Raw genomic sequence first — 13492 nt, forward strand, 5'->3', positions numbered from 1 at the left:
CGCGTTCAATCAAGGTGGGATCAATTGTGGCAGCAGGGTTCGTGCTATGAAAAAGAAGGGACTGGTTAGCAACCGTGGCGAGGCACTTGCCTTCATCAGTGCCAATCTCAAAGAACTGCATCTGGTGGCAGCCTCTCACAAACTGCACTTGCTGGGATACCTTCTTGGGATGGCCTACATCGAATCGTACGATATGGTCCGCAAGGAACGCTCTTATCGTCAAAGCAAGATCGTAGATCAGGGATAGCCCCGCGGTGCGAACTGAGCCCTGTGCAGCTTCAGCTCACACGATCCAACCTTGAGCGGTTGGCCGCAACGATCAGTTGGAGTATTTGACAGCGCGGCAGGGTGACTTCGTCTGCGCGAACTCAAACGATATGGGTCGATGCCCAGAGTGGAACCGAGTGGGCCTAGTGGCCCTTCACCGAGGCCCTATGCGATAGCTGAGGCGCGCGGATAAATCCAAAATACGTCGCGTTTAAACACGCATCGAGGAGGATTCGGGTTTGCCCCTGTACGAGCCACTGCTTCGCCACCTGAAATCTCCCGAGCTGTTCGGAGCCATCGACCGGGTGCCGGCTCTTGGCATGCCAGCAAGTGAGAGGACCTTCGAGGTATCGAACCCTTCGACCGGCGAGGTGCTGGCGGAATTGCCCGACATGGGTGTTGAGGAGACGCGCGCCGCAATCGACAAAGCTCATGTGGCGCAACCTGAATGGGCCGCACTGACCGCGCGCGAGCGCAGCGACATCCTCTGGCGTTGGCACCAACTGATCGTCGACCACACCGACGATCTTGCAGCGATCCTCACTGCGGAGATGGGCAAGCCGCTAGCCGAAGCGAAGTCTGAGGTGGCGCATGCGGCCGCATATCTGCAATGGTACGCCGAAGAAGCTAACCGCATCTACGGCGAGACGATCTCGGCGCCCTCTACAGACCGTCGTATGCTGGTTATCAAACAGCCGATCGGCGTTGTTGGTACGATCACGCCATGGAACTTTCCCGCTTCAATGGTTGCGCGCAAGATTTCGCCGGCTCTCGCCGCCGGCTGCACTATTGTGCTCAAACCTGCTGAACAGACGCCGCTGGTGGCGGGTGCAATGTTTGCTCTGGCCCACCTTGCCGGGTTTCCCGAAGGCGTCGTCAACCTGATCTATGCGTGCGAGGGTGATGCGGTCGGTCGCGAACTCTGCTTCAACCCCAAGGTCCGCAAGATCAGTTTCACCGGTTCGACCGAGGTCGGCCGGTTGCTCATGCGCCAGTGCTCGGACCAGATCAAGAAAGTCAGTCTCGAGTTGGGTGGCAATGCGCCTTTCATCGTCTTTGATGATGCCGACATTGATGCTGCCGTCGACGGTGCGATCCAGGCCAAGTTCCGCAATGCCGGCCAGACCTGCGTTTCCGCCAACCGGCTTTACGTCCAGTCGGGCGTCCATGAGGAATTCGTCGCCAAATTCATTGAGCGTGTCCGTGAGCTTCAGGTTGGTGACGGCTTCGATCCAAGTGTCGCGATCGGGCCCCTGATCGACAGGCACGCCCTGGCCAAGATCGAACTTCACATTGCAGATGTCCTCGCCAAGGGCGGCGCGATCCGATGTGGCGGCGGCCGGATGGGTCGAGACGGCACGTTTTTCCAGCCTACGGTCCTCAGCGGCGTTACAAGGGAGATGACCGTGGCACAAGAAGAGACCTTTGGACCCTTGGCGCCGATTATCCGCTTCGAGGATGCCGATCAGGTCGTGCGTGAGGCCAACGACACGATCTACGGCCTTGCCGCCTATTTCTATGCTTCAAACCTGAAGCGTGTCTGGCGTGTAGCGGAGGCCCTGGAATACGGCATGGTTGGGATCAACACGGGACGAATGTCCTCAGAAGCCGCGCCCTTCGGTGGGATAAAACAGTCCGGCATCGGGCGGGAAGGTTCCCGCCACGGCCTCGAAGACTATCTTGAAATGAAGTACCTCTGCATGGGCGGCATCTGAGGCGGCGGGCGGCGACTGCCGCGATGAAGGCCAGCGGACCGCCGGACGCCACGAAATCGACCCGCAGTTTCAGATTCGCGGAACAATTCACACCCAGTCTGCCTCATAAAGGGCCCCGGTTTTGCGCCTTATTTTTTTGGCGGTCGAACGTCGTCAATTGCCTTCGTCACTGTGGCGGAACGCGGCGGGATAGCCGGTTAGCAACAAGCTTTGGGCGTCATTTCTCTCTGGCGGAATCGACCCCTTCCGACAAAAGCCTGACCTTCGCCAGCCTTCTACGGGCAAGCGTTCGCGCCAAAAGTTCAAAGCCGTGTCCGTAACATTCAACAATGAAAGCCAGCGTTATCAGGTCGAGCAGAAACTCGTCGATCGCATGCGTGAGCGCATCGGACCTTTGTTCGAATCGGAGGAGCAAGGCGCGCGCCTCTTCTATCGCGGTCCCGCAATCGTCCAAGTCTATCAGTGATTCGATCCTGTCAAAGATCGGCAAGCGTCCTCACTCTCCGGAAGCCACACTCAGCATCGAACGCCGCTGATGAGTGAGTTCCAACAAAAGAACAGGGTCGCGTTTCGCGAAAAAATCTCGGCAGCGGCGTCGATCAAGCATGGCGCCTCCAATGCCATGTGAATCCCGGCTCACCAAGATGTCTTCGAAGGCGAGTGAGCCGGCCCACGTCTGCGTCTCGGCCGCCTGACCATTGGCCAGGAGGAACTGTGGCCACATTTGTCGGGGGCAAATGGCTCCATCTATTCTTCCAGCCGCCACGGTTCAGCCTAGATTACATGGGAAGCGACAATAACGGAAAGCAAAGGTTCGCAAAATGAGTAGGGTGGCTGGATCAAACGAAGATTTGGCTGCACCAACGACCTTTGGGCCACTTCTGCAGCCCACCTTTCGTTCGATCTGGCTCGCGACGCAGGTTTCAAGCCTCGGCTGGTTGATGCAGACTGTCGCCATCAGCTGGCTGATGACAACGATCTCGACTTCCGATCTGATGGTTGCGTTGGTGCAGGCTTCATCGAACCTGCCCGCTTTCGTCTTGTCCGTCTTTGCCGGGGCTCTCGCCGACAATTTCAGCCGGCGCCAGGTCATGTTCGCCGGTCGGTGCCTTATGGTGATTGCGTCCGCGATGCTGACCGCATCCGTGGCGCTGGGCTTTGTCAGTCCGTGGATGATCCTCGGCTTCAGCTTCTTGATCGCAAGCGGCGGTGCTCTCAATGATCCGGCCTGGCAAGCGTCGGTTGGCGATATCGTGGATCGACGCGATGTTCCCGCTGCCGTCACCCTGCTTTCTGTTGGCTTCAACACCGTCCGGACTGTGGGTCCGGCGCTCGGCGGCATTGTGGTTGCCTCATTTGGCCTTATGGCGGCATTCGCCGTAACCACGCTCACCTATTTCGTACCCTTGGCTACTATTTGGCGCTGCGAGTGGAAGGTTCGTTCTTCCCCTCTTCCCCGCGAGTCGATGAGGACGGCAATTTATGACGGGCTGCGCTTCACGGCGATGTCATCGGAGATCAAGGCAGCGATCGCGCGCGGAACCCTCTTTGGCTTGGCGAGCATCGCCATACTCGCGCTGCTGCCGGTGGTTGTCCGCGACCAGCTGGGAGGAGGCCCGCTCGCCTATGGCGCGCTCATGGCCGGCTTCGGGACCGGTGCCGTCTTCGCCGGCCTCTCCAACAGCCTGTTCAGACGGAGCTTGTCGCAGGAGCGGCTGATGAGGCTCTCCTGCGTCGCCTGTGCGGCGTGTTCTCTCTCCCTGGCACTGACATCTTCGATTGCCGTGGCGGCAATTGCACTCGCCTTGGGCGGCGCGGGCTGGGTGACCGCCTGGTCCGGGGTTGGTGTGAGCGTACAGCTGGCGAGCCCGCGCTGGGTCGTGGGGCGCACCATCTCGATCTACTATGCTTTGATAGACGGCGGCATCGCGCTCGGCAGCTGGGTGTGGGGCATGGTGGCCGAAAACCATTCGTTGACCTGGGCGCTAGAGGGTTCCGCTGGAGCCCTGTTGATCGTCGCTGCAGCCGGCGTTCTCTTTCCGCTTCGAGAGCGCCGCGACTCCGAGCCCGATCCCTTGGAGGAATTCGATGCCCCAGCTGTCGCTCTCAATCTGAAGCCGAGGAGCGGCCCGATCGTGGTCAAGATCGAATATCTGATAGCCGAGAGAAATCTCGAGGCCTTCTCGACCTCATGCGGCAGCGGCGCCATGTACACAGCCGCGTCGGTGCTCGGAACTGGACGCTCCAGCGGAACTTGCAGAAGCCTATGCATTGGACAGAAACGTTTCGCACGCCGACCTGGACGGACTACCTTCGCCTCAATCATCGTCTGACGGAAGTGGACAAGGAACTGGACGAGCGTGTCTTTCAGCTGCACGCGGCCGAGACCCCACCTCAAATGACACTTTCCATCGAGCGGCCGACAAGCTCGGCCCGCAAGCCCGAGCACTCAGCTTTTCGCCATCCCCGTCATTGAAGCCTGGCCGGCACATATCTGGGCATCAGCGATCGCTTACCTATCGCGCTCAAATGGTGCGGGGCGAAGGCGGACGATCCACCAAGATGCGATGGTCAGTGGCGGAGAAGAACAATAGGCTGCGAGTGCGACCGATCGGCCCCGCTTGAAGAGCATCGACTGCCAAGCCGCCGCGAGTTGTTTATAAAACATGACTGCAGAGGACATATCGACTGCTCCAGGATTGAAGCTGCCGTGTCAAACTGTCCATGACAAACCAAGGAAAACCGCTGTTCCTGTGCTGGCGGAGCCTGCGACTGCAACAGCGCACGACTATCGCCGCGTGCCGAGCCTGAGTTTGAAGTCTTCCTCAGGCCGCTTCGCAGATCCGGGCCAATGCAACCTTGCGGCTGGCATTTTGTCCTTCCAGTTCGCCGAGACGCTCCCGTTCGGCGGCCACCACATCTGGATTCGCATTGGCAACGAACTTTTCGTTCGAAAGCTTGCCGCAAACCGAGCGGTCTCCTGCTCGGTTTTTGCAATCGCCTTCTCAAGACGCGCCTTTTCGGCAGACAGGTCGATTAGACTGCCAAGCGGCAGGCAGATCGTCGCCTCGTTGAGCACGATCTGGCCGGAGCCCTTGGGTGCCGCGTCGACCCCGCGCCAGCCGCTTGATCGCCGAATCCTCGCGTGCGAGCCGCTCACGAGTGACGTCGTTGGCGCCGACCACGACGAGCGGCGCGATCGCCGCCGGTGGCACGTTCATCTCCGAGCGCAACGAGCGGATGCCGGAGACGAGGTCGACCAGCCAGTCGATGTCGGGCGGCCGTCTCAGCGTCCTCGAAGTCCAGCGACGGCCATGCGGCAATGGCACAGCAGCGAGGCGCGCTCCTTGTCCTCGCCCGCGGTCTGCGCCCACAGTTCCTCACACATGAACGGCATCATCGGATGCAGGAGCTAAAAGATCACCTCGAGCACAATGGCGACGCAGGCGCGGCTCTCGGCCTTGGCCGCCTCGTCGGCGCCCATGAACATCGGCTTCAGCAGTTCCAGGTACCAGTCGCTATTCAAGTACTTAGCTCCTTACCAGACGGCTTCGTAACAATGCCAGGAATGTCGTCTATCCGCACAGGTTTCCCGATCAAATAGCCTTGAGCTTCATCGCATCTGACGCGGCGCAGATACTCGAGCTGTTGTGGAGTTTCCACGCCTTCGGCTGTTACCTCAATTCGAAGCTCATGCGCCAGTTCAATCAATGATCTTACAATCGCGGCGCAGTCCGCATCGGTCAGCATATCCTGGACAAAAGATCGGTCGATCTTGAGCCGCGAAAGAGGCAATTTACGAAGGTAAGTGAGTGACGAATAGCCGGTGCCAAAATCGTCAAGTGCAACTGTGACGGATAACGAAATTAAGGATTGTAATAATGAAATCGTTTCCTCAAAATTCGAAATCAGCACAGTTTCCGTGATCTCGACCTCCAGTCTTCGGGGCTCCAACCCGGCTTCAGCCAAGGCCACTTCAATTCCATCCAGCAAGGCCTTGTCCTTAAGCTGCACTACCGACAAATTGACGGAGACCCGCAAGTCGCGCGGCCAGCGCGCAGCCGCCAAACAAGCCGTTTTGACGACCCAGTGTCCGATGGAGTGAACCAAACCCGTTTCTTCAGCGATAGGTATGAACTCCGACGGAGGGATCGCGCCAAGGGTCGGATGCTGCCACCGCAGCAGGGCTTCAAAACCTCGAATGCGATCGCTGGCAAGATCGAGAAAGGGTTGAAAAGCGAGCGAAAGCTGGTCATTGGCCAGCGCAGAAGCCAGATCGCGTTCAAGAGCATGGCGCCTTGCAGCGGCTTCATCGTCGCCTGGGCTGAAAAACTGGATGGAGCCCGCCCCCAGCGTCTTCGCCCTGTGTAGCGCGGTGTCGACGCACCGTAGGAGTTGGTTGGCATCCAAACCGTCAGTGGGCGCCAAAGCGATGCCGAGAGAGGACCTGCAATATATCTCGCGCCCTTCGATCAAGAAGGGGCCGCGCATGGCATCTATGATCTGTTTGGCCAAGGACCTGATTTGATCTGGCCTGATATCACGCGCAGCGATTATTGCAAATTCGCCACCCTCCAATCTGGCGATGCCGTCGCTCTCCCGTGTCGATTTGCGAAGTCGCGCAGCGACTTCGACCAGAACGGCATCCGCCATGGCTCGGCCAAAGTGATCATTCACCTCGTCAAAATTGCTGAGATCGAACAAAAGCAGCGCAAAGTGCTGGTCAAACTGCTTTGCGTCCACCAACGCGTTCTCCAGCCGCTCGTTGAAGCTGAACCGGTTTGGCAAACTGGTTAGAACGTCCCTGCGAATGGCATTTTCGCTTTCCGCTTGCAGAATGAAGCGTTGGGTAAATTCGGACGCGTGAGCAAGCACTGCACGAAACAGCGTGATGGCGTAGCTCACTATCAGGATCGCGACGGGCAGGTTGACGGCGTCTTCCACCCACACAATCGCGACCGCCGAACCGACGAAGATCGGTAGCGTATAGGCGATGGCCGCAATAGGAATTGTAGAAAAAGAAGCGGCACCACCTGCGATCATCCCCGCGCTCAGGCAGGTTATGACAACCTGGGCTGCGCTTGTTGCCCCGCTGAAGAACAGAACGGGAAGTGCTCCCCACCAAGCGCCGAACAAGAGGGCGTTCCGCACCAGGTTTTGGGTTGTCCGGCGAGACACTGACCTTGGTTTGACTGACTGAAACGATGATCTCGCTTTTAGGCCTACGAACCCAGCGGCGACGATGATGACACTCGCCCAGAGAATGGCTTTCGTTTGGTCGGGCGAGCCCCAGACCGCCATAACAAAAGTCGCCGCATTGAGTATATTCGCAACCATGCCAAGAGATGTGTTGCGAAGGACGATACTGACCTGCTCCGCCCTTATTCGGCCGGCAAGTGGTTCGATCGTCGTGGGCCCGCCAAAAGCCCGCAGATCTCCCGCCAGAAGGTCACCTAACCTTGCGGTAGACAGACGCTGCATCACTGGTTTCACTCCCCCGCCCCAGAGTAAGTCGCTGCGTGTTGGTCCGTAGCATTGAACAATTCGGAAAAAGTAAATTTCAACCGCAACTTTGGCGGGGAAAGGTCCGCGGAAATTCGAAGATAAGCGGAAACGCCCACCCAACCTGATCCACGTTTTCGCAAGTGAAAAAATGCTTGAGGCGCTGACCGATAGCCGGCTCTACCTGACGATGAGGCTCGGGCGCATTTATGCAGAGCGGCGCGCGAAGGTGTGGCTAAGTCTAGCAACGGTAGGGAGATGTCTCGCGAGCATGCAGGTAGTCGGCCGGGCAGATCGGACATGTCCAGCGGTCTTCGCTGGACGTCAACTGGCTTCGCTGTTCACCCTTTTCGTGTCATCGTTGCTTGCCTGAAACCATCCAGCCGATGCTATGGGCGCTGCCAGGACCGCGGCAGTTTGACAAGGCAGCCATCCGCGCGGTAGCACCGTGAAAGGCCAAGAGTCGCAGGGCAGACCGCACCCCGTCGGGCTGCGCGACCCAGACCAACTGACGCCAACCGGCACACACATCGCGCATCAGCACCGTGGATGCGACATCGGCTTTGTTGCGAGCGCGATATCGTAACTTGGTTGTGACGCACTGTGCGCAAGCGCACCGCTGTCAGCAAGTGAGTGAGCGAAAAAACTACGTGGTGGAGGTGAGAAGTCATGCGTCGAGATTCCCGCCCCTTCGCGGCAACCACACTGATCCCGCTTCAGAACCCGGTCTTTCGTTCGATCTGGACAGCCACGCAGATATCCAGCCTTGGCTGGCTCGTGCAAAGCGTTGCCATAAGCTGGCTTATGGCGACGATTTCGGCCTCTGATCTGATGGTTGCGCTCGTACAGGCTGCATCGACGCTGCCCGCCTTCTTCTTGTCGATTGTTGCTGGAGCAATTGCAGACAGCTTCAGCCGGCGCGGGGTGATGCTTGCCGGACATTGCCTGATCGCAATGGCATCCGCGGTCCTGGCGCTCTCTGTGGGGCTGGGCTTTGTCAGTCCATGGCTGATCTTGGGGCTTAGTTTCCTGGCTGGCTGCGGCTTTGCGTTGAACGATCCAGCCTGGCACGCCTCCGTCGGCGACATCCTGGAAAAGCGCGAGATACCCGCTGCAGTGACTCTGATGTCAGTGGGGTACAACGTCGTTCGGAGCATAGGACCGGCGCTTGGCGGTGTGATTTTGGCGTTGCTGGGACCGTTGTCGGCTTTCGTCTTCGCGGCGCTGAGCGACCTGGTCCCGTTGAGCGCAGTACTCCGCTCCAAATGGCAAGTTCGCTCTTCGCCTCTTCCGCGCGAGCGGATGACAACGGCCATTCATGATGGCATGCGCTTCACGGCGATTTCCTCGGAGATCAGAGTGGCAATTGTGCGTGCTACCCTGTTCGGGCTGTCGAGCATCTCGATCCTTGCCCTGCTCCCCCTCCTGGTTCGCGACCAACTGGCAGGGGGGCCAATCGTTTACGGCGTCCTGTTGGCCGGCTTCGGCACAGGCGCCTTGATCGCCGGCATTAGCAATAGCTACTTGAGAGGCATCACGTCCCAAAATCGATTGATCACGCTCGCGTCCGTTGCCTGCGCAACGTGTTGTCTCTTACTGGCTCTCACATCATCGGTGGCTGTGGCGGCGATCGCGCTTGCAATTGGTGGCGCAGGCTGGGTTGTCACCTGGACCGGAACCGACGTGTGTGTGCAGTTGGCAAGCCCAAGATGGGTCGTTGGTCGCACTCTGTCGATCTATTACGCCTTGACCTATGGCGGCATGGCAGCCGGCAGCTGGATCTGGGGTGCTGTCGCGCAGAACTATTCCCTGACCTGGGCTTTGGAAGGTGCTGCAGGGGCGCTGTTGCTGGTTGCAGCAGCGGGGAAGCGCTTGCCGATACAACTATGGGAAGAATCTGATCAAGGGGCCTTCGATTTCACGCCACCGGAACTGGCGCTCGATCCGAAGCCTAGGAGCGGCCCAATCGTCATCAAGGTGGAGTACTCGATCCCCGAGGAGAACATCGAGGAATTTCTGCGCTGCATGCGCGAAAGGCGGCGCGTTCAGAGCCGTGCCGGTGCGCGGGACTGGACCCTCCAGCGCGACCTTCAGAAGCCCACGCTTTGGACAGAGACATTTCGCACGCCGACATGGACGGACTATCTTCGTCTAAACCATCGGCTAACGGTGACCGACAGGGAGGTAGGCGAGCGCCTTGCCGCTCTGCAGGTCGGTGGTTGTCCTCCTCGCCTGGCACTCTCGATCGAGCGGTCGACAAGACCAGCCCCGGGCAGCCAAGTCCAGCCTGTGCCCTTTGTGTCCCGTCCGTAACGCTTCCGCAGTTGAAAGCTGGTCGTCAGGCCTGAGCGGTCCATCACCTTCGCTTTGTTTTACGAGGAAGCGATGGCGGTGGAATGGACAATCACGATTGAGCGATGAACGGATTCGGCGACGTTGCCGTCGGATCGTCCGGATAGACCGCCGACACCGCAAAGGGCCCTCGGCCGGCCGGAGCGAGGTCTAGCCAGCAAGCATTCCCAGTGGGTCGGGCTGTTTGGCTCTCGCATCCAGGAAGGTCCGCGCCGCAGAACCTGAGTTGTGTGCGTCAAGTTCTGCAAAATGGCGTGGCATCGCGGTGACGTCGGCGTGTCCGCCGCGCAGCCCCCGTGTTTAGCGGAGCGGCGGACACATGACGGTGCTCAGGCGGCCAGGGCCCTCAGGCTCTCCTTCTTGTGCTCGCGCAGATGATCCATGTTGAGATAGCGGGTCGCCTCGAGCCAGTTCTCGTGGATCTCCACCGCCAATGCCCGAACCAGCCGCAGACAGCTCCGCGGGTTGGGGAAGATGCGAACGACCAGGGTGCGCCGCTTGATCTCCTGGTTCAGCCGCTCCAGCATACCAATCGAGACGTTAGACTTAATGCAGGGGACCTCGTCGAACGTGTCGGCAGGCTAGCTGGCGTTGCTCATGACTTGATACGAGCGGAAAGAAACATGCTGAAAATGACCCGTGCCGAGCTTCATGGGCTTGTCTGGTCCAAACCGATGACCGAGATCGCAAGACTACATGGCGTCAGGGACCAGCACGTCGCGCAGGCCTGCGACGCCCATGACATCGCTCGGCCGCGTGCCGGCCATTGGCAAAGAGTCGAACACGGCAAGACGGTGGAGACCGTCGCGCTCGACAACAAGAACAATTCTCCAGAGGCGATCATCATTATCGATCCGGCGGTCGGGAGGCCCGGCCGGGTTAAGCGGGGCCACGACGACGATGGGGCATCCAAAAGATATGCGGCATGATCCGTTCAAGGCCGGCGCTGGAATTGCCGCCCAAAAATGGCGTCTCGGCCGAGGAGTCGAGCCGCCATCGCGGAGGTTGCACGGAAGCAGAGCCGGCACTGTCTCAAGTCCGGATGGCGAAGTGCGGAGCAGATGAAAGCTGCGGCAGTTGAGGACGCGTACAAGCCTTATTGTTCACGACATTCGGGCGCCACGGAGGCGTTTCGCGCGATGCGCCCACTCACCTGCTCGCGAGGCATTTCATCGTTACGCCTCGTCACCGTCGAGACGATATGGCCGAAAACAAAGGCCCTGCACCCGGCGACATCACCGCCACTCCGGATCTTCTGGAAGGCCAGCAGGCTGATGCGGTACTCGCCGACCATCCCTATGACAGCAATGGCTTACGTGAAAACAGATCGCCAGCATGGAGGCCAGGCAGTAATCCCATCCAAGCGAAATCGTAAGGTCTGATCCCGCACGACACCGCCATCTGCAAGCACCGGAATCGGATCGAGCGTTGCTTTAGCCGTCTCAAGCATTTCCGCCGCTTGGCGACCCGCTAGCTAGGACCGCCGCACCGTCCACTTCACCGGTTTGGTCCACCTCGCTTGGGCCATGATCGGGCTCCGCTGATTGTAGATCCCGGCTAGTAGGAGATCACGTCGCTGCTCAGGGGCGGAGTGTTCTTTGGTAGGCGGACCGCTCGTGTAGCTTGCTCAAAGTCGTAGGCATATCCGATCAGCGAGGCTTCGCTGAAGGCGGTTCCGATGAATGAAATCGTGACGGGCATGCCTTCGTTGGTCATTCCGGCGGGGACAACTATCTCCGGCAGCCATGACTCATTTATTAGGTCTCCCGGGGAATCTGCTCGGCAGCTTGCAAGCCCGGATGCTTCCTGGTCTGCAGGCTGAGGCCCCTCGGTTATGAGGGGCTCGAGCCGTGACATCGTGGGTGTGAAGATGGCATCCACTTTCTGCTCGGCAAAGACAGCTTCCATACCGGCCTTGATCGCAGGTAGAGCCTGATATCGAGCTGCCAGATAGGTGGGCGTACTAACGCCAACCGCACGCTGCTGGCTGTACTTCAAAGCAAAAGCTTTGCCAGGGTTGCGGTAGCGGGTAGCAGGATTGTTGGCGAGGGCCACGATTTCATCGAAGTTGCGCGGGAACCCCGGCTTCAACGTTTGAAGATAGTCAGTAATCTGGGCCTTGAACTCCGCATTCACGAGGAGTTCGTAGATGCCGCTGCGCGCTTGCAGGAGATAATCCGGAAGTCTGATTGGATCGACAATCTCTGCGCCGAGGGACCTGAGTGTCGCGATTGCCTGCTCGGTGATCTTGTCAACAGCCGGATTGCAGCCCATGAAGTCGCGTCCGATCCCGATCCGTGCACCCTTAAGTGCTCCACGCTTCAGATATTTCGTATAATCGGTCTCGGCCTTGCCGGCGGACATTTGAGTGGCCGGGTCCTCCGGATCGACGCCGGCCATGATCCCGAGGGCTACCGCCAGGTCGTACACGCTGCGGGCCATGGGTCCTGCTGTGTCGAGACTACGGGCAAGGGGTACGATGCCGGCGCGGCTGACGAGACCGTAGGTTGGCTTGAGCCCGACGATCCCATTGGCGGACGAGGGGTAGCGGACCGAGCCGCCGGTGTCGGTCCCGAGGCCCAATTGGCCGAACGCAGCGGCGACCGAAGCGCCTGTTCCGCCGCTGGACCCCGAAGGACTCCGATCGAGCGCGTGGGGATTGAGCGTCTGAAGGCCTAGTGAACTGAAGCCGCTCGCCCAGTGACCCTTCTTGATGATCTCCGGATCCGTAGCACCTACGGTGGTGCCGCCGCTGCCGGCGAACTCACTCATATTAACTTTTGCGATGATGATGGCACCGGACGCACGCAGCTTCCTAAGGACAAAAGCTTCATTTGGCGGGACTGATCCCGCGAGAAGCTGGGAACCCGCCGTCGTCGGCATATCTGTGGTGTTGAAGTTATCTTTCACGAGGATCGGAATGCCGTGAAGCGGGCTGCGCACGTGTCCGGCTCTGCGCTCGCGGTCAAGAGCACGGGCCTCGTGAAGTGCGTTGGGGTTGAGCATGATTACTGAGTTGATCGATGGACCTTGTTTATCATACGCCTTTATACGGGCGAGGTAGAGCGCTGTCAGCTTCTCCGAGCTTAACTTTCTCGATCGAAAGGCAGTCTGAAGGTCCGCAACGGTCGCGCGGGTCAGATCGAGGGTCTCGGCAAAGCGTAGCGAATTACTCACACCATGTCCTCTACAACTAGGAAGCATATGAAGCGGCAAAGGGTTTCCGGCGATTGAAAGCTCACAAGCAACTGCCATTGCTCAAAGCTGCGCTGTTGGCCCATCAGGCCAGTTTTGAAAACACCGATCAGCTTGTATGTTTGGAGCAAGCTGCATAATGTCAAATCCAGTAACGTCCGTCGCCAATTTCAACATTCAGCGGGACATCCCCCGGCGAGCAGCATCAGGGTTGTAGTTTTGCCCGAACCGCTCGGACCGAGAATGGTCAGAAACTCTCCACGACTAACTGTCAATGACAAATCTCTGACCGCAGTGATCTTCCCGTAAGTCTTAGTGACGCTGCGGAATTCAATCTGCGGCAAAACGGCGCTTTTCACCAACGCGTCAACCTCTGAAAGCGGGACGGGCGGGGTTCCATGCATGTTCACTGTTGCTCCTCCAGCACGATCCGACCGCTGACGGACCCCTGCTATTCAACC

At 59.0% G+C, this 13492-nt stretch carries 8 protein-coding genes and 4 pseudogenes; 6 read left to right on the forward strand and 6 right to left on the reverse strand.

Annotated features, from left to right (window positions below; translation table 11 throughout):
• Positions 1 to 46 precede the first annotated feature (46 nt).
• Both NKH13_RS32410 and NKH13_RS32415 read left to right on the forward strand, forming a co-directional pair.
• Entirely contained in the window at positions 47 to 247 is a 201-nt protein-coding gene (locus NKH13_RS32410; RefSeq protein WP_352916902.1) for a hypothetical protein, read from the forward strand.
• A 259-nt stretch (positions 248 to 506) separates the two neighbouring features.
• Complete coding sequence (locus tag NKH13_RS32415; protein ID WP_352916904.1) at positions 507 to 1982, forward strand: NAD-dependent succinate-semialdehyde dehydrogenase; 1476 nt, start codon at positions 507 to 509, stop codon at positions 1980 to 1982.
• Positions 1983 to 2199: 217 nt separating this feature from the next.
• On the opposite strand, the gene NKH13_RS32420 is transcribed toward NKH13_RS32415, so the two are convergent.
• Positions 2200 to 2472: a hypothetical protein gene (locus tag NKH13_RS32420; protein WP_352916905.1), complete on the reverse strand. Its 273-nt coding sequence runs from the start codon at positions 2470 to 2472 to the stop codon at positions 2200 to 2202.
• Between the two features lie 331 nt (positions 2473 to 2803).
• Here NKH13_RS32420 and NKH13_RS32425 point away from each other — a divergent pair.
• Positions 2804 to 4344: pseudogene (locus tag NKH13_RS32425) on the forward strand (MFS transporter); the annotation flags it as partial.
• 463 nt (positions 4345 to 4807) lie between these two features.
• On the opposite strand, the pseudogene NKH13_RS32430 reads toward NKH13_RS32425, so the two are convergent.
• Positions 4808 to 5499, reverse strand: a pseudogene (locus NKH13_RS32430) (class I tRNA ligase family protein); the annotation flags it as partial.
• Positions 5500 to 5504: 5 nt separating this feature from the next.
• The gene (locus NKH13_RS32435) at positions 5505 to 7463 is read right to left on the reverse strand and encodes a putative bifunctional diguanylate cyclase/phosphodiesterase (protein WP_352916914.1); all 1959 of its coding nucleotides are present in this window, start codon (positions 7461 to 7463) and stop codon (positions 5505 to 5507) included.
• Between the two features lie 690 nt (positions 7464 to 8153).
• Between NKH13_RS32435 and NKH13_RS32440 the strand changes: the two genes are divergently transcribed.
• A complete protein-coding gene (locus NKH13_RS32440; RefSeq protein ID WP_352916907.1) occupies positions 8154 to 9797 on the forward strand; it encodes an MFS transporter in 1644 nt (547 codons plus the stop codon).
• Positions 9798 to 10165: 368 nt separating this feature from the next.
• On the opposite strand, the pseudogene NKH13_RS32445 reads toward NKH13_RS32440, so the two are convergent.
• Positions 10166 to 10372, reverse strand: a pseudogene (locus NKH13_RS32445) (transposase); the annotation flags it as partial.
• Positions 10373 to 10459: 87 nt separating this feature from the next.
• Between NKH13_RS32445 and NKH13_RS32450 the strand changes: the two are divergent.
• Positions 10460 to 10765 carry a hypothetical protein gene (locus tag NKH13_RS32450; RefSeq protein ID WP_352916909.1) on the forward strand — a complete coding sequence of 102 codons (306 nt, stop codon included), beginning with the start codon at positions 10460 to 10462 and terminating at the stop codon, positions 10763 to 10765.
• 272 nt (positions 10766 to 11037) lie between these two features.
• Positions 11038 to 11211: a hypothetical protein gene (locus NKH13_RS32455; protein WP_352916910.1), complete on the forward strand. Its 174-nt coding sequence runs from the start codon at positions 11038 to 11040 to the stop codon at positions 11209 to 11211.
• A 182-nt stretch (positions 11212 to 11393) separates the two neighbouring features.
• Here the strand turns inward: NKH13_RS32455 and NKH13_RS32460 are convergent, their stop codons facing one another.
• The gene (locus NKH13_RS32460; protein ID WP_352916912.1) at positions 11394 to 13013 is read right to left on the reverse strand and encodes an amidase family protein; all 1620 of its coding nucleotides are present in this window, start codon (positions 13011 to 13013) and stop codon (positions 11394 to 11396) included.
• Positions 13014 to 13222: 209 nt separating this feature from the next.
• Positions 13223 to 13435: pseudogene (locus NKH13_RS32465) on the reverse strand (ATP-binding cassette domain-containing protein); the annotation flags it as partial.
• Positions 13436 to 13492: the final 57 nt, after the last annotated feature.

Source organism: Mesorhizobium sp. M1348 (assembly GCF_040317925.1).
In the GTDB taxonomy this organism is placed as follows: domain Bacteria; phylum Pseudomonadota; class Alphaproteobacteria; order Rhizobiales; family Rhizobiaceae; genus Mesorhizobium.